Annotated in this window: 22 protein-coding genes; 9 read left to right on the plus strand and 13 right to left on the minus strand. The window is 64.6% G+C overall.

Annotated elements, in window-relative coordinates:
• Positions 1-20: 20 nt before the first annotated feature.
• From CXY70_RS15000 to CXY70_RS15015, 4 genes are read right to left on the minus strand one after another with little or no spacing between them, the layout of a single operon-like run.
• Positions 21-1,160: a bifunctional 2-methylcitrate synthase/citrate synthase gene (locus CXY70_RS15000; RefSeq protein ID WP_104193124.1), complete on the minus strand. Its 1,140-nt coding sequence runs from the start codon at positions 1,158-1,160 to the stop codon at positions 21-23.
• The gene (gene prpB / locus CXY70_RS15005) at positions 1,153-2,103 is read right to left on the minus strand and encodes a methylisocitrate lyase (RefSeq protein ID WP_104193125.1); all 951 of its coding nucleotides are present in this window, start codon (positions 2,101-2,103) and stop codon (positions 1,153-1,155) included. Before prpB ends, CXY70_RS15000 begins: the two co-directional genes overlap by 8 nt.
• Complete coding sequence (locus tag CXY70_RS15010) at positions 2,103-3,638, minus strand: MmgE/PrpD family protein (RefSeq protein WP_104193126.1); 1,536 nt, start codon at positions 3,636-3,638, stop codon at positions 2,103-2,105. Before CXY70_RS15010 ends, prpB begins: the two co-directional genes overlap by 1 nt.
• A 14-nt stretch (positions 3,639-3,652) precedes the next feature.
• On the minus strand, positions 3,653-4,348 hold the full coding sequence (locus CXY70_RS15015; RefSeq protein ID WP_369852700.1) for a GntR family transcriptional regulator: 696 nt from the start codon (positions 4,346-4,348) through the stop codon (positions 3,653-3,655).
• A gap of 106 nt (positions 4,349-4,454) precedes the next feature.
• Between CXY70_RS15015 and CXY70_RS15020 the strand changes: the two genes are divergently transcribed.
• The 3 genes from CXY70_RS15020 to CXY70_RS15030 all read left to right on the plus strand — a co-directional run bounded on the left by CXY70_RS15020 (position 4,455) and on the right by CXY70_RS15030 (position 8,423).
• Entirely contained in the window at positions 4,455-6,380 is a 1,926-nt protein-coding gene (locus CXY70_RS15020; RefSeq protein ID WP_104193127.1) for an AMP-binding protein, read from the plus strand.
• A gap of 82 nt (positions 6,381-6,462) precedes the next feature.
• On the plus strand, positions 6,463-6,810 hold the full coding sequence (locus tag CXY70_RS15025; RefSeq protein ID WP_104193128.1) for a DUF485 domain-containing protein: 348 nt from the start codon (positions 6,463-6,465) through the stop codon (positions 6,808-6,810).
• Positions 6,807-8,423 carry a cation acetate symporter gene (locus tag CXY70_RS15030; protein ID WP_104193129.1) on the plus strand — a complete coding sequence of 539 codons (1,617 nt, stop codon included), beginning with the start codon at positions 6,807-6,809 and terminating at the stop codon, positions 8,421-8,423. Before CXY70_RS15025 ends, CXY70_RS15030 begins: the two co-directional genes overlap by 4 nt.
• Before the next feature lie 500 nt (positions 8,424-8,923).
• Here the strand turns inward: CXY70_RS15030 and CXY70_RS15035 are convergent, their stop codons facing one another.
• Entirely contained in the window at positions 8,924-9,706 is a 783-nt protein-coding gene (locus tag CXY70_RS15035; protein ID WP_199183454.1) for an SDR family NAD(P)-dependent oxidoreductase, read from the minus strand.
• A 29-nt stretch (positions 9,707-9,735) separates the two neighbouring features.
• On the opposite strand from CXY70_RS15035, the gene CXY70_RS15040 reads away from it, so the two are divergent.
• The 6 genes from CXY70_RS15040 to CXY70_RS15065 all read left to right on the plus strand — a co-directional run bounded on the left by CXY70_RS15040 (position 9,736) and on the right by CXY70_RS15065 (position 16,830).
• On the plus strand, positions 9,736-10,833 hold the full coding sequence (locus CXY70_RS15040; protein ID WP_158250992.1) for an acyltransferase family protein: 1,098 nt from the start codon (positions 9,736-9,738) through the stop codon (positions 10,831-10,833).
• A 112-nt stretch (positions 10,834-10,945) separates the two neighbouring features.
• Positions 10,946-12,277, plus strand: a complete 1,332-nt coding sequence (locus CXY70_RS15045; RefSeq protein WP_233205956.1) for a bifunctional o-acetylhomoserine/o-acetylserine sulfhydrylase — start codon at positions 10,946-10,948, stop codon at positions 12,275-12,277.
• 73 nt (positions 12,278-12,350) lie between these two features.
• On the plus strand, positions 12,351-13,553 hold the full coding sequence (locus CXY70_RS15050; protein ID WP_104193133.1) for a homoserine O-acetyltransferase: 1,203 nt from the start codon (positions 12,351-12,353) through the stop codon (positions 13,551-13,553).
• 71 nt (positions 13,554-13,624) lie between these two features.
• On the plus strand, positions 13,625-14,794 hold the full coding sequence (locus CXY70_RS15055; protein ID WP_104193134.1) for a sensor histidine kinase: 1,170 nt from the start codon (positions 13,625-13,627) through the stop codon (positions 14,792-14,794).
• Positions 14,791-16,128, plus strand: coding sequence for a hypothetical protein (locus tag CXY70_RS15060; protein ID WP_104193135.1), 1,338 nt, complete (start codon positions 14,791-14,793; stop codon positions 16,126-16,128). The genes CXY70_RS15055 and CXY70_RS15060 overlap by 4 nt, the downstream gene beginning before the upstream one ends.
• Before the next feature lie 45 nt (positions 16,129-16,173).
• A complete protein-coding gene (locus CXY70_RS15065) occupies positions 16,174-16,830 on the plus strand; it encodes a response regulator transcription factor (RefSeq protein ID WP_104193136.1) in 657 nt (218 codons plus the stop codon).
• 51 nt (positions 16,831-16,881) lie between these two features.
• On the opposite strand, the gene CXY70_RS15070 is transcribed toward CXY70_RS15065, so the two are convergent.
• The 8 genes from CXY70_RS15070 to CXY70_RS15100 form a co-directional block, all read right to left on the minus strand.
• On the minus strand, positions 16,882-18,168 hold the full coding sequence (locus CXY70_RS15070; protein ID WP_104193137.1) for an MFS transporter: 1,287 nt from the start codon (positions 18,166-18,168) through the stop codon (positions 16,882-16,884).
• Positions 18,169-18,206: 38 nt separating this feature from the next.
• On the minus strand, positions 18,207-18,509 hold the full coding sequence (locus tag CXY70_RS15075; RefSeq protein WP_104193138.1) for a thiamine-binding protein: 303 nt from the start codon (positions 18,507-18,509) through the stop codon (positions 18,207-18,209).
• Positions 18,510-18,518: 9 nt separating this feature from the next.
• Positions 18,519-21,341, minus strand: coding sequence for a cation-transporting P-type ATPase (locus tag CXY70_RS15080; RefSeq protein ID WP_233205957.1), 2,823 nt, complete (start codon positions 21,339-21,341; stop codon positions 18,519-18,521).
• Positions 21,338-22,573, minus strand: a complete 1,236-nt coding sequence (locus CXY70_RS15085; RefSeq protein ID WP_104193139.1) for a glycosyltransferase 87 family protein — start codon at positions 22,571-22,573, stop codon at positions 21,338-21,340. The genes CXY70_RS15080 and CXY70_RS15085 overlap by 4 nt, the downstream gene beginning before the upstream one ends.
• 38 nt (positions 22,574-22,611) lie before the next feature.
• On the minus strand, positions 22,612-23,487 hold the full coding sequence (locus tag CXY70_RS15090) for an ADP/ATP-dependent (S)-NAD(P)H-hydrate dehydratase (RefSeq protein WP_104193140.1): 876 nt from the start codon (positions 23,485-23,487) through the stop codon (positions 22,612-22,614).
• A gap of 183 nt (positions 23,488-23,670) precedes the next feature.
• The gene (locus tag CXY70_RS17620) at positions 23,671-23,949 is read right to left on the minus strand and encodes a hypothetical protein (RefSeq protein WP_146066148.1); all 279 of its coding nucleotides are present in this window, start codon (positions 23,947-23,949) and stop codon (positions 23,671-23,673) included.
• A 13-nt stretch (positions 23,950-23,962) separates the two neighbouring features.
• Positions 23,963-24,178 (minus strand): helix-turn-helix transcriptional regulator, encoded by a 216-nt coding sequence (locus CXY70_RS15095; protein WP_104193141.1) that lies wholly within the window; start codon positions 24,176-24,178, stop codon positions 23,963-23,965.
• Positions 24,168-24,575, minus strand: coding sequence for a hypothetical protein (locus CXY70_RS15100; protein ID WP_104193142.1), 408 nt, complete (start codon positions 24,573-24,575; stop codon positions 24,168-24,170). Before CXY70_RS15100 ends, CXY70_RS15095 begins: the two co-directional genes overlap by 11 nt.
• Positions 24,576-24,603: the final 28 nt, after the last annotated feature.

Raw genomic sequence — 24,603 nt, forward strand, 5'->3', positions numbered from 1 at the left:
ATCCGCTTACGAAAGAACCGCTACGGCACCTGCCGCTGATCGACCCCGTTATAGGCCGACAGCGGTCGAATGAGCGCGTTACTCTTCTTCTGCTCCAGGATGTGAGCCGTCCACCCGGTGATTCGCGCCGCGACGAAAATCGGCGTGAAGGTGAGGGTGTCAAATCCCATCAGGTGGTACGCCGGACCCGAGGGGTAGTCGAGGTTGGGCAGGATGGCCTTGCGCGTGGTCATCGCCGTCTCGAGGGCTTCGTAGAGTTCGAGCAGTTCCGGCTTCTGGTAATGGTCCACCAGGGTGACGAGCGAGGCCCGCATGGTCGGCACGCGCGAGTCGCCGCTCTTGTAGACGCGGTGTCCGAAGCCCATGATCTTGCGCTTGGCGGCCAGCGCCTGCTCGAGCCACGGTTCTGCCCGCGCGGCCGAGCCGGCTTCGAGGCCGATCTCGGCGAAGGTATGCATGACGGCTTCGTTGGCGCCGCCGTGCAGGGCTCCCTTGAGCGCTCCGACCGCACCGGTCACGGCCGAGTACAAATCGGACAGGGTCGAGGTGATGACCCGCGCGGTGAACGTGGATGCGTTGAACGAGTGCTCAGCGTAGAGAATCATCGACACGTCGAAGGCGTTGACAACGACGAGTTCCGGCACCTCGCCGAAGGTCATGTGCAGAAAGTTCGCGGAGTAGCCGAGATCGTCGCGGGGTTCGACGAGATCCTGACCGTGGCGGCGACGCTGGTCGTAGGAGACGATCGCGGGCAGCTGGGCGAACAGGCGAATCGATTTGGCGAGGTCGGAATCCGGCGAGGGGTCCTCGGCCTCCGGATCGCTCGCGCCGATGACGCTCACCGCGGTGCGCACGACATCCATCGGGTGCGCGGTCAGTGGCAGCTCATCGATGATGCGCTTGACAACCGGGTTGAGGTGGCGCAGCGAGCGCTCGAGGGCCTCGAAGTCGGCGAGCTGCTGGTCATCAGGAAGCTCCCCGTGCCAGAGCAGGTAGGCGACCTCTTCGAAGCTCTTTTTGGCCGCGAGCTCTTGCACCGGGTAGCCCCGGTACAGCAGCGAGTTGGTCTCCGGGTTGACCTTGGAGACCGCGGTGGTGTCGACGACGACGCCGGTGAGACCCTTATAGACGTGTGGTGCCGGTGTTTCGGGGTCAGACATTGTGCTCCTTTAGACCGTGCGCCGAACTGCTGGGCGTCTGGATGTGTGGGTTCAGGGTGAAATCGAAAATACCCGAATCGAACTGACTGTACGACGCATAGTCAAGCAATTCGTACAGGTCGGCGCGGTGCTGCATCTCGGGCAACATCGTAGTGAGGGAGCCGTGCTGCTCGATCGCGTCGAGTCCGCGCGCTGCGGACCCCATCGCGAGGCGCAGCAGCGACACCGGAAAGATCACCAGGTTCATGCCGACGTCTTCGAGCTGCTGCACGGTGTACAGCTCGCCCTTGCCGAATTCGGTCATGTTCGCCAGGATCGGCACCGACACGGCGGCCCGAATGGTTTCGAACTCGGCCAGGCTGCCCATCGCCTCCGGGAAGATCGCGTCGGCCCCGGCATCCTGCAATTGCTTGGCCCTGGTGACGGCGGCATCCAAGCCGTCAACGGCACGCATGTCCGTGCGCGCCATCACGAGAAAGTTCGCGTCTCGCCGCGCATCGACCGCGGCGCGGATGCGCTTGATCGCGGTGTCGGCGTCCACGACCTGCTTGCCATCGAGATGCCCGCAGCGTTTCGGGTTAATCTGGTCCTCGATGTGCATGCCGGCAAGTCCCGCGTCTTCGAGGGTTTGGATGGTGCGTGCCACGTTCATCGGCTCGCCAAATCCGGTATCGGCATCGACGATCGCCGGCAGGTCGGTCATGCGGGCGATCTGCTGCGACCGGCCAGCCACCTCGGTGAGGGTGGTCAGGCCGATATCGGGCAGGCCCAGGTCGGCCGAAAGCACGGCGCCCGAGATGTAGACGCCCTCGAAACCCTTCTGCTGGATCAGCTTGGCCGAGAGCGGGTTGAACGCGCCGGGGTAACGCAAAATCTTTCCGCTCGCCAGACCCCCACGCAAGGCAATGCGCTTGTCAGCGGCGGTCGTGCCGGCGTACAGCATTAGAAGATTCCCTTCGGGGTGGCGAGGGAGGACAGCAGTCCAGGCTTGGCCACGATGGTCAGGCCGCCGAGGTCGGCAGCCCCAAGCTCCGGTAAGCGCTGAGCCAGGGCGAGGAAGCGTTCGATCTCGAATTCCTCCATCACCGGTGCGGCCAGCGTGCGGAACTTATTGATGTACTCCGCGCGAGCGAAGGGACGAGCCCCGAGCGGATGCGCGTCGGCGACGGCGATCTCGTCAACCAGGCGGGTTCCATTGGTGAGTTCGATTTCGACGCGACCGCCGAATGCCTTTTCGGCCGGATCGAGGGAGTGGTAACGACGCGTCCACTCCTTGTCTTCGGTCGTGGTGACGGTATTCCACAGCGCGATGGTATCGGGGCGGCCGGCACGCTCGGGGCTGTAGGAGTCCACGTGGTTCCAGGTTCCGTCCTGCAGGGCCACCGTGAAGATATACGGAATGGAGTGGTCGAGGGTTTCGCGGCTTGCGGTCGGGTCGTACTTCTGCGGGTCGTTGGCGCCAGAACCGATTACGTAGTGCGTGTGATGGCTGGTGTGGATGACGATGTTCTTAATCGCGCCGGCCACGAGCAGTTCGGGGTGCTCGTTGTGCAGCCTGCGGGCGAGGTCGATCCATGCCTGCGCCTGGTACTCGGCCGAGTGCTCCTTGGTGTAACTGTCGAGAATAGCGCGCTTGATGCTGCCGGCGGCCGGCAGCGAGACGTCATAGGAGCCGTCTGGTCCGTCGAGCAGCCAGGCGATGACACCGTCCTCGCCCTCGTAGATCGGAGTCGGGCTGGTCTCACCGCGGAGCGCCCGGTCGACCGCTTCGACGGCCATCTTGCCGGCGAAAGCCGGGGCGTGGGCCTTCCAGGAGGAGATTTCGCCCTTCCGCGACTGGCGAGTGGCGGTCGTGGTGTGCAGTGCCTGGCCGACGGCCTGAAAGATGATCTCCTTGTCGAGGCCGAGCAGGGTTCCGATACCGGCAGCGACCGACGGGCCGAGGTGGGCAACATGGTCAATCTTGTGCGCGTGCAGGCTGATCGATTTCACCAGGTCGATCTGGATCTCATAGCCGGTGGCGATGCCGCGAATCAGGTCGCCGCCGGTCAGGCCGCGCGACGCTGCGAGGTGCTGGGCAACGGCCGTGATCGGTGGGATATTGTCGCCCGGGTGCGAGTACTCTGCGGCCAGAAACGTGTCGTGGTAGTCGAGTTCGCGAACGGCGACGCCGTTGGCCCAGGCGGCCCACTCCGGGGAAACCCGGCGTGCCGGTGCGAGCCCGAACACGCTCGCGCCGTCGCCACCGTTGGAACGCGGGTGTGCGAGTGCCTGCGAGCGAGCAGCGATCACCGGGCGACGGGTCAGGCTGGCCGCGGCAACGGAGGCGTTGTCGATCACGCGGTTGATGACCATCTCGGTCACTTCCCCGGAGACTGCAGCGGGGTCAGCTGCGACCTCGGCGATCTTCCAGGCCAGCTGGTCCTCGCGGGCCAGATTCTCGTCGCTCTTGTGAACTCGAACGTGGTGAAGCTGCACTGTGGATCCCTTCGTTAGTCGGCCGCAGTCGTTGATCGACTACTGGCCGAGTCCTCATCGATCGCCGCGAGGACGCTCAAGAGGCTTTGGTGAAGATGAATATGGGTGGCATGGGCTGCCAGCGACGGGTCGCCGGCAATAATGGCGTCGATAATCAGCAGGTGCTCGGCGGCTGCGGCACGAAGCCGCAGCGGGTTTCTGCGGGCCAGCCGACGGATGCGTGCCAGATGGGTGCGAACGGCGCGCAGGGCGCCGACAAGAAAGGGATTTTCGACGGCCGCATCGAGGGCGTCTTCGAGTTCGTCGATGAGCACGTAGTAGCGGCGCACACCGATATCGCCCTGGTCCAGAAGCTCAGGAGCAGTCACAAAGGCATCGCGGAGTGCCAGAAACGGTGCCGGATCGCGGCGGGTGGCAGCCAGACGTATGGCCTGCACCTCAAGGGCCTGGCGCAGTTCGTACAGTTCGGAGATACTGTCAACGGAAATGTCGGTCACCTCGAAGCCACGACCGCGGCGTCCTACGACCAAACCGTCGGCGATCAATCGAGCTACCGCTTCGCGCAGCGGAGTGCGGGATACGCCAATACGCTCTGCCTGTTCGACTTCGAGCAGGGCCGTTCCGGGGGCGAGGAGGCCACTGACAATCTCTCCGCGCAGCTGACGGTACGCCCGCTCGCTGGCTCGCAGCGGTGCGTCTAACCCCAACATTGCGGTTTCTGTATACACAAGAGTGATCCTATTCCACATTGCCGGGTTATATGCAATACTTCAACCACTCTTTGTATACAGAGAAACTTCGATGAAGAAGGTTTAGATGATCGGCGAATCAGGTGGGGGCTACCGGGAGGCTTGGCGACGCAGCATTTCGTCACCCGAAGACTTCTGGCTGGAGGCTGCCGCCGGCATCGATTGGATCACGCAGCCGACGAGCGCCCTTGCCCTTGATGGCCCGGCAACCGGAAGTTGGTTTCCCGGGGGGACACTCAACACCAGCTACAACGCTCTCGACCGGCACGTTCTGGCCGGCCGCGGCGCGCACACAGCATTGATCTACGACTCCGCGATGACCGGCACCCGCGTGCAGCTCAGCTACCTCGACCTGCTCGGTCGGGTCGCTAAATTCGCCGGCGCCCTTCGCGCCAATGGCGTCGGCACCGGCGACCGGGTCATCATTTACCTGCCGATGATTCCCGAAGCCGTCGTCGCCATGCTCGCCTGCGCTCGCATCGGAGCGGTGCACTCCGTGGTCTTCGGCGGTTTCGCCGCGACGGAACTCGCCGTGCGCATTGATGACGCCCGTCCCAGGGTCATCGTCACGGCATCCGGTGGCCTTGAGCCCGGCCGCATCATTGAGTACCTGCCGCTCGTAGAGAAGGCCATCGCCCTGAGCCAGGGCTCGGTGCACACGGTCATCGTGCGGGACCGAGAGAGCATTCCTGGCTCAGCCAAGGAGTACCACGACGGTTCCACGGATACCGTGTGGCTGGACTGGGCCGACGAGGAGGCCAAGGCCGCGCCGGCCGACCCGGTCGCCTTGCGATCCGAGGATCCGCTGTACATTCTCTACACCTCAGGCACGACCGGGAAGCCCAAGGGCATCATTCGCGACACCGGCGGCCATGCTGTCGCCCTGAACTGGTCGATGCGCAATGTCTACAACGTGGGATATGGCGACGTGTATTGGGCCGCTTCCGATGTTGGCTGGGTGGTCGGGCACTCTTACATCGTCTATGCGCCACTCCTGGCCGGCGCTACCACGGTGATCTACGAGGGCAAACCCATCGGGACCCCCGACGCCGGGGCTTTCTGGCGTGTCGTCGACGACTACAAAGTGAAGGTGCTGTTCACGGCGCCCACCGCCATTCGAGCCATCCGTCGCGTGGACCCCGACCTGCTGGAGCTGAAGAACCACGACGTGTCCAGCCTGACCAGCCTGTTTCTGGCGGGGGAACGCCTCGACCCCGAAACCTTTCACTGGGCCAACGACGGGTTGCACTGCCCGGTCGTCGATCACTGGTGGCAGACCGAGACCGGGTGGGCGATCTGCGCCAACCTGCTTGGTATCGAGGAGTTGCCGACGAAGCCGGGCTCTGCCACCGTTCCGGTGCCCGGGTACGACATCGCCATCCTCGATTCCAAGGGCCGGCCGATCGAGAAGATCGGTAAGGACGGCAACATCGCCATCCGACTTCCGCTGCCACCAGGCACACTTCTCGGGGTCTGGGGCAGCGAGGAACGCTTCAACAGTTCCTACCTGTCCGCTTTCCCCGGCTACTACGCCACGGGTGACTCCGGCCATTTCGACACCGACGGCTACCTGTTCGTTATGGGTCGCACCGACGACGTCATCAACGTTGCCGGGCACCGGCTCTCCACCGGTTCCCTCGAAGAGGTCCTCACACTGCACCCGGCTGTCGCCGAGTGCGCAGTACTCGGCGTGCACGACCCGCTCAAAGGCCAGCGTGCCGCTGGTTTCGTCACCCTCAAAGCGGGCAGTACTATCGATCACGACGTACTCGCCGCAGAACTTGTCGCCCTCGTTCGGGAGCACGTCGGGCCGGTCGCAGCCTTTCGCGACGTCACCATACTCGACCGACTGCCCAAAACGCGGTCGGGCAAGATTCTTCGCAAGACCATTCGGCAAATCGTCGATGGAGAGGAGTATTCCGTCCCGCCCACCATCGAAGACCCCACCGTCCTCGACGATCTGAAACGGGCGCTGTCAGCATCCGTTTCCTAACCCGGTCACGAACATTCCTCTCCCCCGCGCACCACGTTTGTTCCCAGACCCGCATTTTCCGTCCCTGAGGCAAGGAAGCCCCATGAGTGAAGCAGTGAAAGACGCCCCACCGAAGTCCACCATCGATTACGAGGCGTACGAGAAGACGCCACAGTTCCTGCACATGAAGAAGACCCGCAATCGCTTCGTCGTGCCGCTCTCGATCTTCTTCCTGGTCTGGTACATCGCCTACGTTCTCGCCGCAGCGTATTTGCGCGACTTCATGGCGACGCCGGTGTTTGGCAGCATCAACATCGGTCTGCTCCTCGGCCTCGGGCAGTTCGTCACCACCTTCGTCATCACGATGAGCTATGTGACCTTCGCCAACCGCAAAATCGATCCCCTGACCGAAGAGCTGCGCGGCGAACTTGAGCGGATGGAACAGCGATGAACGCTTTGCAGATTCTGGCCGAAACGGTCAAGCCGGTCGAGAACAACCCGGTACTGAACATCTCGATCTTCCTCGCCTTCGTGGCGGTGACGCTGATCATCGTGATCCGTTCGGGACGCAACAACAAGACCGCCGCAGACTACTACGCGGGCGGCCGCTCCTTCACCGGACCGCAGAACGGCTTCGCCATTGCCGGCGACTACCTCTCGGCGGCATCGTTCCTCGGTATCGTCGGCGCGATCGCCGTCACCGGCTACGACGGTTTCATGTACTCCATCGGATTCCTCGTTGCGTGGCTCGTCGCCCTGCTGCTGGTGGCCGAGCTGATGCGCAACACGGCCAAGTTCACCATGGCCGACGTGCTCTCCTTCCGGCTGAAGCAGGGCCCCGTTCGCATGGCAGCAGCCACGACCACCCTGGCCGTCTGCTTCTTCTACCTGCTCGCCCAGATGGCTGGTGCCGGCGGACTCGTCTCACTGCTCCTCGGTATCAACGACAAGCTCGGCCAGTCCATCGTGGTCACCGTCGTCGGCGGCCTGATGATCGTCTACGTACTCGTGGGAGGCATGAAGGGCACCACCTGGGTGCAGATCGTCAAGGCATTCCTGCTCATCATCGGTGCGTTCGCCATGACTGTCTGGGTACTCGCAATCAACGGCTTCAGCCTGTCGAGCCTGCTCGACAGCGCGGTCGCGGTCTCCGCTGCCGGCGCCGACATCCTGGCGCCGGGCCTGAAGTACGGCGCCAACCCGCTCGACTTCATCTCGCTCGCCCTCGCCCTGGTGCTCGGCACCGCCGGCCTGCCGCACGTGCTCATGCGCTTCTACACGGTCCCGACCGCGAAGGAAGCTCGACGCTCGGTGGTCTGGGCCATCTGGCTCATCGGCGCGTTCTACATCTTCACCCTGGTGCTCGGCTTCGGTGCCGCGTCGCTCGTCGGTGCGGAAACCATCGAGGCCGCACCCGGCGGAGTGAATTCGGCAGCTCCCCTGCTCGCGCTCGCCCTCGGCGGACCGCTGCTGCTCGGCTTCATCTCGGCCATTGCCTTCGCGACGATCCTGGCCGTCGTGGCCGGCATCACGATCACGGCGGCCACGAGCTTCGCGCACGATATCTATGGCTCCGTCATCAAGAAGGGCAAGGGCAACCCCGACGACGAGGTCAAGGTCGCCCGTCGCACCGTCGTCGTCATCGGAATCCTGGCCATCGCCGGCGGTATCGGCGTGCAGGGGCAGAACATCGCCTTCCTGGTAGCCCTGGCCTTTGCGGTCGCGGCGAGCGCCAACCTGCCGACCATTCTCTACTCCCTGTTCTGGCGTCGTTTCACGACCCGGGGCGCGGTCTGGAGCATGTACGGCGGACTGTCCTCGGCCGTTCTCCTGATCATCTTCTCGCCGGTGTTCTCGGGCACACCCACCTCGATGTTCGGTGAGGCTGTGGACTTCGCGATCTTCCCGCTCAGCAACCCCGGCATTATCTCGATCCCGCTTGGATTCTTCCTGGGCTGGCTCGGATCGGTCACCAGCACGGTGAAGGAGAACCCGAAGCTCGCCGCCGAGATGGCAGTGCGCTCGCTCACCGGTCACGGCGCCGAAAAGGCCGTCGAGCACTAGCCCGCTACAACGAACGGGCCGGCCAGGATCTTCATCCTGTCCGGCCCGTCTTCTGTGCGTGTCTTCCCGCGCGCCGCCACTTCGGGGTGCGCGGGAGTTGCGCCGCTGCGCGGGAGGCGGAACTCCCGCGCACTGGCGCAGCTCCCGCGCGGCGAGGTACGCGGGAGTTCGGGCCAGGCCACAGCGGCCGCGCACTGGCGCAAAACCCGCGCAGCGAGCCCGGCCAGCACCACCCCCGTACACGAACTCCCGCGCACTGGCGCAGCTCCCGCGCGAGCAACTGCCCGAAGCGTGGGCAACGAGAAGGCCACTGCCAAGACGAAGCGGCGACGACGGGTTTTCCGCGGGGTTGCGAGTTTTGAGGGTTTGCGGGGGCCGCCGCACGCTTTTCGCGGTGGTCCCCGCAAACCCTCAATGTTTGAGCGAGGAGCGGATGACGCCGACGCCGCGGGCCGCACCGACAAGCTGCGGCCGCGCCGAGAAGACCGAAGCCCGAAGCCCTACTCCTCGCGCACCTTCAGCTCGCCACGGGCGATGCGGGTCGGAGCAGCCTGGGCGACCGGCTTGATCACGATCAGGTCGAGATTCACGTGCGCCGGCCGCTCAACGCTCGCGACGATGGTCTCGGCGATGTCCTCGGCCGAGAGCGGGTCTGGCACGTTGTCGTAGGCGGCGAAGGCCTTGTCGGCGTCACCGTCGAAGCGAACCAGACCGAATTCATCCGTTTTGACCATGCCCGGCGCGATCTCAATCACCCGAATCGGCTCGCCGGAGAGTTCAAGGCGCAGCACTTCGGTCATGGCGTGCGCGGCGAACTTGGCCGCGTTGTAGCCGCCACCGCCGAGGTAGGCCACGTGTCCAGCAATCGAGGTCACGGTCACGATGTCTGCCGATCCGGCCCCGGAGTCGATGCCGGCGCGCAGCAGTGGCAGGATGGCCGTGGTCACCCGCTTGACGGCGAGCACGTTGATCTCAAACATCCAGGCCCAGTCTTCGATGCTGCCGCTCTCGACCGAGTCAAGACCCTTGGCGCCGCCGGCATTATTGACCAGGGCGTGCACCGGGCCGCTGGCGGCGAGGTAGTTGCGCAAGGCGTCGACATCCGCCTGTACCGTGAGGTCGGCGGTGAAGACATCCGCTCCCGTTTCGGCTTGCAGGGTTTTGAGGCGGTCGGCACGCCGCGCGACCCCCACCACATTCCAACCATGCTCACGGAACAGGCGCGCCGTCGCCGCTCCAATTCCTGAACTTGCTCCGGTCACAACCACGCGTCGAGTACTCATTTCTCCATTGTGGCGGGAGAATGGTACCAATGAGCGCACTGGAGACCGCCACTCAAGCGCAGAAGCGTCGCGTACCCCTCTGGGACAACGCGCGCTGGGTCGCGGTCACCCTCGTACTGGTCGGCCATGCGATTCTCAAACTCATCGGCGAGGCGGATGTCGCCTATGCGCTTTATCTGTTCATCTACGCCTTCCACGTGCCGGTTTTCGTGGCTGTGAGCGGCTACTTCGCCAAATCGGGACCGCCAGATGCTCGGCAGATGCACCGGCTGCTCACCGACATCGTCTTTCCGTACCTCATCTTCGAAACGATTTGGACGGTGGTGCGCTGGATCCTCGGCGGCAAGTTCGTGCTGGACTATTCCACAGCGAGTTGGACGCTGTGGTTTCTGCTCGCTTTATTGATGTGGCGAATTGCCCTCCCGTACCTCGTTTTCCTGCGCTATCCCCTTATCATCAGCATTCTTATCTCGATAGGGGCCGGTTACCTGCCCAATATCGACGGCACGTTCACCCTGTCCCGCACCCTCGGGCTGCTGCCGTTCTTCGTTTTCGGCTGGAAAATGCGCCAGTGGTTGCTGACCGAGACCTGGCTTGAGCTCCGCGCCGGCCTGGTCTGGCGCTGGCGTGCCGGGGCGATCGGATTGTTCGCCCTGTTGTATCTGTTGATCGCGCTGAACATCGAAACTCTCCGCACCCTCCAGGTGCGCCGATTCCTGCTCTATGACGAGGCGTATACGACGTTTGACTATTCCGCGTGGTGGGCCGGCAGCCTCCGTTTGGCCGTCATGCTGCTCGCATTTGCGCTCATCGTGGCGTTCCTTATGCTGATTCCGCGGCGCACGACCTGGTTCACCGAGCTTGGCGCGGCGACCATGTACATCTATCTGCTGCACACCTTTGTGCTGTACCCGCTCCGCGAGACTGGTGTGCTGGACGGCCCACAGCCCGCGTGGGTGTTGCCGGGCATGATCGTGCTGAGCGTGGTCACGTCGATCGTACTGTCACTGTCCGTCGTTCGACGGCTGGTTCAGCCCCTGGTCCAGCCAAAAGCACGGTGGCTGTTCCGGGCAACAGCGACGACTCCGACCGGCACGATCGTGTTGCCGCATCGCGATCGCAAGTAGGCGCTCACGCAACATGACGTTCTGTTTCGCCCGCCCTTGCACGGCCATTCGAGCCTCTTTAGGCTCGGGCCAGAGCGCTGGAGAGTCCGCGCTCGATGACGCGGAGGCTATCGTGACCGACAATTCTTCATCGTGGAAGTTTGAGACCAAACAGGTTCACACCGGAGCGCACCCGGACCCGACCACCAACGCGCGGGCCACCCCGATCTACCAGACCACGTCATACGTGTTCAACAGCGCCGAGCACGCCCAGAATCTGTTTGCGCTGGCCGAGTTCGGTAACATCTACACCCGCATCCAGAACCCCACGCAGGCCGTCGTTGAAGAGCGCGTCGCCGCGCTCGAGGGCGGAACCGCGGCGCTGCTGCTGTCCAGCGGCCAGTCGGCATCCACTTTTGCGGTGTTGAACATTGCGCAGGCCGGCGACCACATCGTGTCGTCGAGCTCGATCTACGGCGGCACGTACAACCTGTTTAAGTACACCCTGGCCAAACTCGGCATCGAAACCACTTTTGTCGAAGACCAGGATGACGCGGACGAGTGGAAGCGCGCGGTGCGCCCGAACACCAAGCTGTTTTTCGCCGAGACCATCGGCAACCCACGCATCAACGTGCTCGACATCACTCTGGTAGCGGATGTCGCCCACGCCGCTGGCATTCCGCTGATCGTCGACAACACCATCGCCACCCCGTACCTGATTCGTCCGTTTGAGCACGGCGCCGACATTATCGTGCACTCGGCCACGAAGTTTCTTGGCGGCCACGGCACCATCATCGGCGGAGTACTCGTCGACGGCGGCACGTTCGAGTGGTCGAAGAACGTGGAGAAGTTCCCCGGCCTGACCGAACCGGACCCCTCGTACCACGGGGCCAGCTACACCACAGCGGTCGGCGACGGCATCGCCTACATCATCAAGGCCCGGGTGCAGCTGCTCCGCGACCTCGGAAGCGCCATCGCCCCGGCGAGCGCCTGGCAGCTCATCCAGGGCATCGAGACGCTCAGCCTGCGCATCGAGCGACACGTGCAGAATGCCCAGGACATCGCCGAGTGGCTCGACAACCACGACGACATTGCCTCGGTGAACTATGCCGGGCTTCCGTCGAGCCCCTGGTATTCCAACGCCAACAAGTACGCCCCACTCGGCGTCGGAGCAGTGCTCTCGTTCGAACTCAAAGGCGGTGTCGCGGCCGGCCGCGCTCTCGTCGACAACCTGAGCCTGTTCAGCCATCTCGCCAACATCGGTGATGTGCGTTCCCTGGTCATTCACCCGGCCTCCACCACGCACTCCCAGCTGACCCCTGAGCAGCAGCTGACCGCCGGAGTCACGCCCGGCCTGGTGCGTCTGTCCGTCGGCATCGAGAACGTCGTCGACCTCAAGGCCGACCTTGAGTCCGGCTTCGAGGCAGCTCGCGCCATCGTCAAGCACCACCGCGCCGACGCCTGACGGGCTCTCTTCGCCCGGGCGTACGACGTAACATACGCCCGGGCTGTTCATTCGACCGACAGAATGGACGAGTATGGAATGGCAATCGTCAGCAGACACGGTCCCGTCGAGCTTCATCACTGAAGCCCAGGCGCGCTCGGTGCTTGGCAAGCCTCCGGCTACCGGTGCCTGGCGTGACGGTGACCCGGTCGGCCACCGCCAATTCCTAAACCTCGGCCCCCTCAGCTTCGAGGCCGGGGGCAGCCTGCCAGCGGTCCGCCTCGCCTATGAAACCTGGGGCACGTTGAGCCAGACCGGCGACAACGCTGTGCTCGTGCTGCACGCCCTCACCGGCGACAGCCACCTGGCCGGCACCCCCGGTCCAGGCCAGGAAACGGGTGGCTGGTGGGATGGCATCGTCGGACCTGGCCTGGCCATCGACACCGATCGGTGGTTCGTGGTGGCGCCGAATATGCTCGGCGGCTGCCAGGGCAGCACCGGCCCGGCCTCGCTTGCACCCGACGGGCTGGAGTGGGGCATCCGCTTTCCCTATCTGACTATTCGCGACCAGGTGAGCGCACAGCGAGTGTTCAGCGACCGGATCGGTATCGATCGCTGGGCGGCCGTCATCGGCGGTTCGATGGGCGGCATGCACGCGCTCGAATGGGCGATCGAGACCCCCGACCGGGTTGAACGCCTCATCATTTTGGCCGCGCCCCCAATAACGACCGCAGACCAGATCGCGCTCAATTCGGTGCAGATCGAGGCTATTCGCACCGACCCGGCGTTTCGTGCCGGCGACTATTACGACGAAGCTGATGGCGATGGCCCGACGCGCGGGCTGGCCCTCGCCCGCAGAATGGCCCTGCTCAACTATCGAAGCCCGGCCGAGCTGAACGCTCGTTTCGCGCGGGGCTGGCAGAGCGGCATCAGTCCGCTCGGCGCCAACGGCCGCTTCGCCGTGGAGTCGTACCTCGACTTTCACGGTAATAAATTCACTCGGCGTTTTGACGCCAACAGCTACATCGTGTTGGTCGAAGCAATGAACTCCCACGATGTCGGACGCGGACGCGGCGGCGTCGCGGCCGCCCTCGGCCGGGTCAGCGCCCGCTCGGTCGTTGTCGGAATCGACAGCGACCGGCTCTTTCCGGTCGATGGCCAGCGCACGATCGCTGCGCACCTGACCAACAATATCGATGGACCCACCGCGGTGGTTCTAAAATCCGGCTATGGTCACGATGGCTTTCTCATTGAGAATGAGGCAATTGGAGCCCAGATTCAGCGGGTGTTGCACTAAGTCGGAACCACGCGTGCGTCGCCCGGTATGGTGCTGATAGAACACGTTCATCTCCAACCGGACAGGCACCCATGCAACGCATCGTCAAGGAGCGCGACCGTCTCCTGCGCAGAGCGGTGCAGGCAGGCGGGCTCGTTGGTTCGGCAACAACGCTGGCGTGCGTGCTGGTTCCTGGCGGCCTGGAGGCCGACGCACGCCTCGGATGTGTCGTGCTCGTGCTGCTGATGGCCGCTGGCCAATACCTGCTCGGAAGCACCGGGGCGCTGCGCTGGGCTGTTCTGACCGTTCTCAGCGGGGAAGCGATCATTCTCATTGTGGGTTTCACGAGCCATCCCGGTGTTCCGCTGAATTTGATCGAGGAAAGCGTCATCGGCATGGTCTCCACCGCGCCGATGTGCGCTGTCGCTTCGGTGCTGCTCACCAGCCCGCGCCGGTTGTTGTTGCTCGTGGCATGTTTCGTGCTGACCGTCACCAGCGTGGCCGCGGTGACGGTCGATGCGCCCGACCGCACGGTGCTTCTGGCGCTGACGGTGAGCATGTGGCTGGCGTTCACCCTCGCCTCCTGGTGGATCGCACAGAGCGTGCCCCGGGTTATGCATCGCATCGCCGCGATCGGCCGCGCCCACCGGGCCGAGCGGCATGCGAGCGAGCTGGAGGCCCAGCGCCGCCAGGATGCCCGCCTGTTGCACGACACGGTGCTCGCTACGCTGACCCTGCTCGCCCACTCCGGTGTCGGGGTGAGCCCGATTGCACTGCAAAAACAGGCAGGAGATGACGCGCGGCTGCTGCGCCAGCTGCGCCTCGGCGGGCTGCCGACGCCGCGTCGTTCCGGGGTCTATAGCCTGGAATCGGCGTCGGTGCTCACTCTCGGCGATACCCTGGACGCGGTGCGCCAGCGCTTTGAGCGCCTGGGGCTCACCGTCAACTGGCACGGCAGCGGCCAGGTGCAGCTGCACAGTACTGTTCTGGATTCCTTTCTCCTGGCCCTCTCGGAATGCCTCGAAAACGTGCGCCGTCACTCCGGTGTCGACCACGCAGACGTGACGATAACGGATGACGACAGCACCGTTCGCGCGATGGTCACCGATACCGGGGTCGGCTTCGACCTCGGCCAGGTGGGTTCTGAGCGGCTCGGCGTTGCTGAATCGGTCATTGCCCGGCTTCGGGATATCGGAGGCAATGCTCGCCTATTCTCGTCGCCAGGGGCCGGAACCACTGTGGTGCTGGAGGTTCCGAAATGAGCCAGTTCAACGACACCGCGCCCATTGCAACCCACCCGCGGGCACGCGGTGTCGGTTTGCGTTTGCTCGGCGGGTCCTCCGAACGCAGCTGGCCACCGGCATCCGCTGACCGGCGCACCCGAGCTGACCTGCTGCCCCTGCGTTTTCCACGCACCATTCTGCGCGGTGACGGCCGCATCACCGTCTTTCGGTCGGACCAAAACGGTTTAGGCGCCCGTCACCTCGGTATCGGCATGACCGTGAGCGGGGCGTTTATCGCCGCGTTCCTGCTCGTGCGGTTGATCATTGGGTGGGACCCCGCGCGGGTGCCGGTGCTCAGTATTCTGGCCTGGGTCATTCTGCTGGCCACCGCGGTAATCGTGAATATCGCGGTGCACAAGCTGGGGCCCCGGTTGCCGCTCTGGCTGTTCCTGGCAGCCCTTGGAACCTGCGCGATCGTGGTGGCACTCGATCTGGCCGGATCCTGGGGCGCGGCCGGCACGGGAGACTTTCCCACAGCGGCGCCCGCCGTCGGCGCTTTCCTCCTGTCGATCGTGACGCTGCGCGAAACCGGCGAAATCACCATGGCTGTGGTGGCCCTCGGTCTGTTCATGAGCGCAGCGACACTGTTCAAGTCGCGCCCGGACCTGCTCACCCTCGGCCCCGACATTCTCTCCATCGCCCTCGCGGTCGCGCCCCCGCTGGTCGGTGCGAGTATTGTGCAGGCCTTTCGGCGCATGGTGCAGCGCGAACTCGACCTCGTGCTGGTGCAGAGTACGGTCTCCCAGCCGCGATTCGCGGTCGGGATGCTCGCCTCTGAGCAGTTGGCCCGGCTGGATCTCGACGCCGAGACCCTGCTCGACGACGTAGCCCAGGGCCGCACCGCGCTGCCACTCGCGCCGTCGGCGGCGGCGACGGCCGCTTCCCTGGCCACGCAGCTTCGACTGCACCTGATCGAGGGGCGCACCGAAACGTGGCTGCACCATGCCATCACCGAGAGTGAATTTCTCGGCCCGGTTGTCGCACTCAGCGATCCCGCCGGCCTGGCCGGACTGCTCTCTCCGCCGCAACGCGATGGGCTGCTGCTGACGATTTGGCTCCTCATCGGGGACACGGCGCGGTCAGGGGCATCCATTTCGCTCCGCCTTGGGCCAATTACCCCCACACATGGGGTGGGCCCGCACCACAAGGTGCGTTTTCCGATCGAATTGACCACAACGGGGGTGTCCAGGCGGCGTGTCGATCCAGAAACTTGGCAGGCAATCAGGGCCGTTGGACCCCATGTGGATTCAAATCGCGCCGGTAGTCTGAAGGTAGACATCGAGTGCAGCGTAGACAATCCGGCAGATGCCTAATGTGGGGCAGTTTGCCGCTATGGTGCAGATAGTAGGAGGCAAAAAATGACGACGACAGACCGTCCCATCCGATTGGCCTTGGTCGATGACCACAGGATGCTCTTAGGCGCACTCACCGAGTGGATCCGAAGCGCAGCTGACGACATCGAGATGGTAGCGGCGGTGACCACCTGGCCCGAGTTGCTGACTCACCTCGAGTTTCCGGTGGATGTCGTACTGCTCGACCTCGACCTCAAGGACAACATTCCGGTGTCCCTGAAGATTTCCACGCTCAAGACGACCGGGGTGAAGACGGTGCTCATGAGCACCTATTCCGAGCCGGCCCTCGTGCGCGAAGCGCTCGCCGCCGGCGCACTGGGCTACCTGGTCAAGAGCGAAGAAGCGAGCATGATCGTCGACGCCATTCGCGCAGCCTACAACGGCAAGTCGTATATCTCGGCCGAGCTCGACTATGCACTCAACTCCACCGAGAACGTCGAAGGTCCCCGCCTCAGCGCGCAGGAACGCCGCGTCATGGCGCTCTACGGCGCCGGCGAGCCGGTGAAGGCTGTCGCTTACCAGCTCGGCATCTCTGAGGAGACCGCCAAGAGCTACCTCAAGCGCATTCGCGAGAAGTATCGCCTGGCCGGTTACGACGTGGGCACCAAGGTCGCGCTGCGCAAGCGCGCCATCCACGACGGCATCCTGCTGCAGACGGACTAAACGCGCAGCATCCCTTTCACCACTGACCGGCCAACAATTCGATGCTGGCGGTCAGGTGCGTGAGTGCTGCCGGACGACGGGGATCAGCTGGGTTCCGTACGGCACGTGGTGGCCACGGTGGCGGCGGCGGCGGTCGATGCTGAAGGTCAACACGGTCAGCAGCACGCCGAACGCACTGAGCCCAACCCCGATCCACACCGGGGCGAGATACCCGAGCCCCGCAGCGATGGCCACACCGCCGAATGCCGCGCCGAGTGCGTTGCCCACGTTCAGCGAGGAATGATTGAGCGCCGCCGCGAGCGACTGGCTTTCGTGCGCCACGTCCATCAGCCGGGCCTGAATGGTCGGCGACAAAGCGGATGCCGCAGCGCCGACCAGGAACATCCCCACCAGCAGCCCGGCCAAGAACTGAGCCGACAGGCCGAGGGTGACGAGCGCCAGGATGAGCACACCGAACGAGATGTACAGGGTACGGCGCACGCTCCAGTCGGCCATGGCTCCCCCGGCGAAGTTGCCGGCCGTCATGCCGAGGCCGACGACCACCAGGATGAGCGGCACCGCTGCTGCGGATAGTCCGGTGATCTCGATAACGAGGGGAGCCACGTAGGTATAGACGGCGAACAAGCCGCCGAAACCGATCGCACCGATCGACAGGGTGATCCAGACCTGCAATTTGCCAAACGCCCGCAGCTCGGCGCGCATGGTGGCTTTCGGGTTGCCGGCTTGGAACGGCACGAAAACGGCAACGGCCACGAAGGTGAGCGCGAAAATAGCGGCGACAACGAGGTAGGCGACGCGCCATCCGCTCATCTGGCCGATCCAGGTGATCGTGGGCACCCCGATGACGTTGGAGATGGTCAGGCCGCTGAGCACGATCGCGATGCCGCGAGCACGCTTGCCCGGGCCCATCAGATGCGCGGCGACGAGCGAGGCGATGCCGAAGTACGCCCCGTGCGGCAGTCCGGCCACGAAGCGAGCAGCCAGCACGGTCTCGAAGGTGGGCAGCAGGGCTGATGCAATGGTGCCGAGGGTGAACGCGGTCAACAGGCCAAGCAACAATTGTTTGCGCGGCCAGCGGGCGGCTGCAGCGGCGATCGTCGGCGCGCCGACGACGACACCGAGGGCGTAGGCCGATATGAGCCAGCCAGCCTGCGCATTGGCGGCATTCGGTGCGCTGGCATAGAGTCCCGGCAGCAGATCTGCGGCGAGGTTCGGCAGCAGACCCATGGCCACGAATTCGGTCGCACCGATACCGAATCCACCCAGGGCCAGGGCGAGCAGGGCAAGACGAATACGGGTCGACGACAGCCGCGTCGACCCGTCAGCAGAGAGGGGCATGTAATAAGCCTAAGCCCCCACCCACCCGCACGGGAGGTCTACGTGTCGAGGGCGGTCTCCAGGCGCTCGAGCTTGCCGGTGAGCTCACCGGTGTGGCCAGGGCGGATGTCGGCCTTTAACACGAGGGAGACGCGCGACCCGAAGGCGCCCACCGCCTCGGTCGCCGCCTTGATGACGGCGAAGACTTCGTCCCAGTCGCCCTCGATCGTGGTGAACATGGAGTCGGTGTGGTTGGGCAGGCCGGAGTCCCGCACGATGCGCACGGCAGCAGCGACCGCGTCATGCACCGATCCCTGCGAGTCGGCGGCGACGGACGGTGCGACAGAAAATGCTACGAGCATGGTGGCTCCCTAATTGTGGTGATCTGAGCTGGACTGGTGAGACGTTCTATTGGGCTGGCCGAGCCGGCGGCGGTCGAGAGCCCGCATGATGGCCTTACCGATTTCCTCCACCCACAGGGCGGAGGATCCCACCAGCACGGCCATCCCCCACTGAGGCGCGGTCAGCCCGGTGGTGTCGAAGAGCCCCTGCAGAACCTCGAGCTGCACGACGCAGACCTGCAGGATGATGACAGCAACCAGTGCCACCCAGATGCTTCGGTTCGTCAAGGTCTGGATGGAGAAGACGGAGTGGGTGTCGGACCGCACGTTGAGCAGGTTGAACACCTGATAGAAAACGAACGTGGTGAACGCCAGGGTGCTGGCAAATGCGGCATCATCGGCGCTGTCAGGGAACAACATCGGAGCCAGGATGAGTACGGCGAGGGTGCCGCCGGCCATCACGATGCCCAGCCCGAGGATTCGAAGGAGTCGGGCTCGGGTCAACAGCCGTTCATTGGCCGGGCGAGGCTGGTGCTTCATTGTGCCCGGTTCGGCTGGGTCCACGCCAAGCGCGAGGGCGGGCGGTCCGTCCATGATGATGTTGACCCAGAGGATCTGCAGCGCGGTGAACGGCGCACCGCCGGCCAGCCCGGTGACACCGGCGACCAGGAAGATGAGCACGAATCCCCAGGCCGTGGTGAGCTGGAATCTCACGAACTTCAGGATGTTGGCATAGATTCCGCGGCCTTCCCGCACCGCAGCCACGATGGTGGCGAAGTTGTCGTCGGTGAGGATCATATTCGCGGCGGCCTTGGACACATCTGTACCGGTTATGCCCATGGCGATTCCGATGTCGGCCTGTTTCAACGCTGGAGCATCGTTGACACCATCCCCGGTCATGGCCACGACATGGCCCCCTCTTTGCAGAGCCTTGACCATTCGGATCTTGTGCGCGGGGGTGACCCGGGCTAGCACGCCATACCCGGCAGCACGTCGGCCGAGCTCGCCGTCGTCCAGTTCGTCCAGCTCGGGGCCGGACGCGGCGTCGCCGGGGATGCCCAGGTCCTTCGCAATGGCCGAAGCAGTGACCAGGTGGTCCCCTGTGATCATGTGCACACTGATGCCGGCTCCGCGGGCCTCCGCGATGGCCGGGGCAGCTTCGGCGCGGGCCGGATCGACGATTCCCACGATCGCGTAGATCGTCAAACCGGTGACCAGCGCCTGTAAGGATTTCTCGTCGTCCGGAAGTGCCGTATTCAGGCGCCGCCCAGCGATCATGAGCGTGCGCAGGCCGTCTCCAGCCAGATTCTGGATGGCATCGTGGATACGCTGGCGATGTTCCTCGGTCAGCGGCTGGATACCGTCAGCGGTGAGCACCGAGTCGGTCAACTGCATCACCGCGACCGGCGCCCCCTTGGCCAGACATCGGTAGACCGGCACCGACGCGGACGGGTTCGAATTCGCCGCCAGCCGGTGAAAGGTGGCCATGTATTTGTACTCCGAGTCGAACGGGATCTCCGCCACTCGCGGGTAATCTCGCCGCGCGCCGGCGACATCGAGACCGCCTTTCTCGGCCAGCACAACCAGCGCGCCCTCCGTCGGATCTCCCACGAGGAGACCGTCATCGATGACGGCATCGTTGCACAGCGCCATCGTCAATAGCGCTTCGGTCAAATCCGGTACCGGCAGGGTCTCCGGGACCAGGATTTTTCCGGACGTCGAGTAGCCCGTTCCGGTGACCTGAAAGTCGTGTCCAGGAATGTGCAAATGGTGCGCCGTCATCTCGTTCATGGTCAGCGTACCGGTCTTGTCCGTGGCGATATGGGTGACGCTGCCGAGGGTTTCCACCGCCGAGAGCTGCTTGAGAATGGCCCCCCGCCCAGCCAGGCGCGCGGCACCCATCGCCAGGGTGAAAGCGACGACCGCCGTGAGTCCCTCGGGAATAGTTGCTACCGCCAGGGACACCGAGGTGATCAGCAGGTCGGACCACGACTGCCCGCGCACCACGCCCAGTACGAAGACAACCGAGACTACGATCAGGGCCACCAGCGTCAGTAGTTTGGCCAACTGGTCGATGCGTCGTTGGAGTGGAGTGCGTTCGCGCTTGACCTCACTGATCAACGCCGCAATGGCACCGACTTCCGTGCGCATACCTGTAGCGGTAACGATCATGGTCGCCCGGCCACGGGTGACTTCGGTATTCATGAAGAGCATATTGTCGCGATCACCAAGCGGCAGGTTCTCGGCCGAAAGTGGCGTGGTCGACTTGGCGACGGGTTCTGATTCTCCGGTCAGCGTGGCCTCGGCCACCTGCAACCGTGACTCTTCCACGATGCGGCCGTCGGCCGGAATGGAGTCCCCGGCATCGAGTAGAACGATGTCCCCTGGCACCAGTGCCCCCCGGGGAACCTCCAGCTCGGTGCCGTTTCGTCGAACCACGGCTGTCCCTGCCGACATGGTGCGTAGCGCCTGAAGGCTGTTTTCGGCCCGTCGTTCCTGTAGGTAATTTAAAGCCGTGTTTAGAATGATCACGGCCAGGATGACGACGGGTGTCTCCCATTCCCGCGAAACGACGGCGCTGACCACCGCGGCGATCACCAGCACCAGCGTCATCTTCTCTGCCAGTAAACGAATGACTTTGCGCCAGGCCGGTACCTTTTTCGGCTCGGCGAGAAGATTCGGCCCGTATTCCTGCTGCCGGTTCTCGACCGACGCGTTGGTCAGACCCGTTGCGGGATCGACCGCCAACCGGGTGGCGACGAGCGTGGCCGAAAAAGTGTGCCGCGCCGGCTGTGGTGCCGTGGGCTCTGAGCCGGCACCGGCGGCTGGCGTCGCACGCAGTCTGGCACTCACAAGAACGCTCCTGACGTCGGTCGGTACAGTGCCCGGAGCGCCCAGCCGAGCAGCACGAACTCGAGCAGGTTGCGCACGGTCAGCACGAGCACCATGAGCGGATGGGCCGACAGCACCCAGTCATAGAGGTACGGGTAGACCAGTTGGGTGAGCGCGGCGAGCGCGAGGCCGAGCAGCGCGGGGGTGCGCCAGACGCGGCCGTTCAGAACGAGTCCGAGAATGATCGGTGCGGCCAGCCAGCTGATGAATTGCGGCGAACCCACTTTGTTGAATGCGATCAGGGTCACCGTCAGCGCGAGCGTCAGCGCCGGTAGTACAGCGAAAGTGTCCGCTCCCCGGCGCTGGGCGCGTAGCCCGAGCAGCAGCACTGCTGCGGCGGCCAGGGCCAACAGCGGGGTCATCAGGGCGCTCATTGCTGTGGCGCCAGCACCGATGACCTGAAACGTGAGGATCTCGCGGTCGTAGTAGATAAAACTCCCCGGAACGTGCAGGGCGATCTGCCAGAGCCAGGGCACGGCAACGGGCGATTCAATCTGGATCCCCCGGTCCGCCTGTTCAGCCACGAAACTCAGCACGTGAATGCCGCTGCCCCGGCTCAGGCTGAACGCCCCCGCAACCCCGATAACCGCCGCGGACATCGCGGCGGCGAGCAGGAGCATCCGCCACCGGCGTTTCGACGCCACGAACAGGGCGGCGAGCGCGGCGACCGGCCAGATCTTGATCCAGGTCGCGATCGTGAGCAGTGCCGTGCCCCAGAATGGACGGCGGCGCAGCCAGAGCAGGGAGACGATGCACAGCGGCACCGTGACCGCGTCGATTCGCAATAGCGCGATAGGGCCGAGCATCGCCAGGAAGGCCAGCCACCACCAGGCCACGGTCCGGCGCGAGCGCACGAGTACCCAGAACGCCGCCGCGTTCAGCCCGCTCACGAGCACGAGCCAGGTTGTGAGGTAGGCCGGTCCACCGAAGGCGAACGCACCCAGAATCGGCACGAGTGCGAGAATCGGGTAGACGAAATTGTCGGTGACTCCCACGATGCTGCCCGCGGCCGCGTTCGCGGCCCAGCCGCGGTAGACGATCTCGACGTCCCCGAGCGCGTACCCGGCGCCGAACAGGGCCAGCAGGATCAGCAGCACATGCACGAGCGCGAAAGCCGACCACAGCGTGGCGAGCGAATGCCGCAGCACCGGCCGCGTTCGTGCAGCACTGCGGGTCTCGTCGTGAATTCGCACGCTTTACTTTCGCACAACCGAGCGCATCCTGTGCTGTTCTAGCCGGTTGCACGCTGACCGGGGTCGATCCCGTGTTCGAGCAGGGCGACGACCGCCCGCGGTACAGCATCCGCTATGTCGAGGGCCGCGATCGGACCGCCGGCCGAGGCGAGAATCGCAGCGTTGGCGTGCAGCAGCGCTGCGGTGGCTGCGAGCGGGGCGAGGGAGGCGGCATCCGTTTCGAGTTGGTCGGAATGGGTGGCCAGGAGCGCACCGAGGATGCCGCCGAGCACGTCGCCCGACCCGGCCGTGGCCAGCCAGGCCGGTCCGGTCGACACGGTCAGGCGGGCGCCCGACGGCGAGGCGATGTGGGTGACGGCGCCCTTCAGCAGCACCGTGACGTCGAACAGGCGGGCAGCGCGAATAGCCCACTCCCCCGCGTTTGCGGTGATCTGCGAGGCGGAGCCGGGTTTGGCCTCATCCGCGAGCATCGTGGCCAGTTCGCTGGCGTGCGGGGTGATCACCGTCGGGCCGATGGCCCGCGCCACCAGGTCGAGGGCGCCCGCGTCGAGAACGGTGGGCAGTCCCTCGGCGAGGGCTTCCGCCAGGGCCGTGCTGACGGCATCCGTTCTTGTGGCGGCATTGATGCCGGAGCCGAGGAGCCAGGCCTGCACCCAGCCGGGCACGGTGACTATTTCGGGCCGGCGCTGGAGCACGAGGTTGGCGGCGCGGCGCGGGCCGAGGTAGCGCACCATTCCGAGGCCGGTGCGCACTGCCGCGTCGACACCGAGTACCGCGGCGCCCGGGTAGTCCTTGGAACCGGTACGCACGCCGAGCACGCCACGGGAATATTTGTCGTCGCCGGCCTGGGGCCGGGAGATCCAGTCGCGGGCCTGTTCGGCCTCCCATTCAAGCCAGCCGCCGGAATTCACCATGCCCCCACGATAGGTCGTTTTCGAGATCTGCGCAGACGGATGCCGCCACCCGCCCCGCCGGGTCGGCAGCCGCCCTGGCGGGCATCAGTTGGCGGATTGCAACCCTTCCCGCTCGCGCCGCGAAAGCCCCTCCACCCGGCTGGTCTGTGACACGCAGATGATGTTGCCCTCGGTGTCCTTGAATCACGCCGCGCGATCCTCGCTGGTTGTCGCGATGCCGTTCTCGGTCTTCAATCCCGGAAAATCGTAGTCCTCGAACGTGACGCCAAGGCCGCGCAAAACGGTGACCTCAGCCTCGATATCGTCGGTGTCGAAACCGATCGCCGTGTGCCACGGCGGCCCTGGTCGCACACGGAGTGTGCGACGGAACCATGCGCGTTTGGGCGCAGCAGTTCGGTTCCACCGAATGCGTATAACCGCGTAGCCCTCGCCGCTTTGGCGCGCTGTGAGGGACTTTCGCATTCGCGGAAGTCCCTCACAGCGTCGTTGGGAACCCCTGGTCACTGGGAGCGAAAAGCAGCTCAACACTCGTATTCAGCTCACGGGCAATCTTAATTGCCAGAAGCACAGAGGGCGAGAATTTGCCCCGCTCGATGGAGATGATGGTCTGGCGGGACACTCCGACCAGTGCCGCGAGCTGCAGCTGGGTGAGCGAGGTTGCCAACCTTCTTTCGGCCACTCTACGATCCATTGCGAATCCTCAATATCAGGTACCGGATCCAAAAATCACAGACCAGCGCAATACTGAACAGCATGAGGGCGACCGAGGCACTGAGCGTCACGTCGACGATGGGGAGAACGACGCTAACCGTTACCCCACCGAGGACCGCATCAAAGAATACTCCGGCCTGGGCCCCGCGGGCCAGGCTTACCTCGATACCATCACGCGCCCCTGCCCCGGATTGGCGCTCCCGCGCGCGTCGCAGCAGATAAGCACTCGTGCCTGCCGCGACGACCACTGGGATGGCTAACCAGGCGACCACACTTTCGCCGCCAGCCTGATCACCGATCAGTGCTGAAATAAGAAGTCCCAGCGCCACGAGGACGACGATAATTCCGTAAATAAAGCCCGGACGCATGGTTCGCATAATCCCTCTTCCCTGAACGCACTAGTAA

It is taken from the genome of Cryobacterium sp. Y82 (assembly GCF_002929495.1).
GTDB classification, from domain to species: Bacteria; Actinomycetota; Actinomycetes; order Actinomycetales; family Microbacteriaceae; genus Cryobacterium; species Cryobacterium serini.

Bases quoted from the DNA above. Each gene is read 5' to 3' on its own strand.
- CXY70_RS15055 (WP_104193134.1), top strand. From the start codon at position 13,625: ATGCAACGCATCGTCAAGGAGCGCGACCGTCTCCTGCGCAGAGCGGTG.
- CXY70_RS17620 (WP_146066148.1), bottom strand. From the start codon at position 23,949: ATGCGAAAGTCCCTCACAGCGCGCCAAAGCGGCGAGGGCTACGCGGTT.
- CXY70_RS15065 (WP_104193136.1), top strand. From the start codon at position 16,174: ATGACGACGACAGACCGTCCCATCCGATTGGCCTTGGTCGATGACCAC.
- CXY70_RS15090 (WP_104193140.1), bottom strand. From the start codon at position 23,487: ATGGTGAATTCCGGCGGCTGGCTTGAATGGGAGGCCGAACAGGCCCGC.
- prpB (WP_104193125.1), bottom strand. From the start codon at position 2,103: ATGCTGTACGCCGGCACGACCGCCGCTGACAAGCGCATTGCCTTGCGT.
- CXY70_RS15050 (WP_104193133.1), top strand. From the start codon at position 12,351: ATGGAATGGCAATCGTCAGCAGACACGGTCCCGTCGAGCTTCATCACT.
- CXY70_RS15000 (WP_104193124.1), bottom strand. From the start codon at position 1,160: ATGTCTGACCCCGAAACACCGGCACCACACGTCTATAAGGGTCTCACC.
- CXY70_RS15075 (WP_104193138.1), bottom strand. From the start codon at position 18,509: ATGCTCGTAGCATTTTCTGTCGCACCGTCCGTCGCCGCCGACTCGCAG.
- CXY70_RS15060 (WP_104193135.1), top strand. From the start codon at position 14,791: ATGAGCCAGTTCAACGACACCGCGCCCATTGCAACCCACCCGCGGGCA.
- CXY70_RS15035 (WP_199183454.1), bottom strand. From the start codon at position 9,706: ATGAGTACTCGACGCGTGGTTGTGACCGGAGCAAGTTCAGGAATTGGA.
- CXY70_RS15095 (WP_104193141.1), bottom strand. From the start codon at position 24,178: ATGGATCGTAGAGTGGCCGAAAGAAGGTTGGCAACCTCGCTCACCCAG.
- CXY70_RS15100 (WP_104193142.1), bottom strand. From the start codon at position 24,575: ATGCGAACCATGCGTCCGGGCTTTATTTACGGAATTATCGTCGTCCTC.
- CXY70_RS15040 (WP_158250992.1), top strand. From the start codon at position 9,736: ATGAGCGCACTGGAGACCGCCACTCAAGCGCAGAAGCGTCGCGTACCC.
- CXY70_RS15070 (WP_104193137.1), bottom strand. From the start codon at position 18,168: ATGCCCCTCTCTGCTGACGGGTCGACGCGGCTGTCGTCGACCCGTATT.
- CXY70_RS15020 (WP_104193127.1), top strand. From the start codon at position 4,455: ATGATCGGCGAATCAGGTGGGGGCTACCGGGAGGCTTGGCGACGCAGC.
- CXY70_RS15025 (WP_104193128.1), top strand. From the start codon at position 6,463: ATGAGTGAAGCAGTGAAAGACGCCCCACCGAAGTCCACCATCGATTAC.
- CXY70_RS15030 (WP_104193129.1), top strand. From the start codon at position 6,807: ATGAACGCTTTGCAGATTCTGGCCGAAACGGTCAAGCCGGTCGAGAAC.
- CXY70_RS15015 (WP_369852700.1), bottom strand. From the start codon at position 4,348: ATGTTGGGGTTAGACGCACCGCTGCGAGCCAGCGAGCGGGCGTACCGT.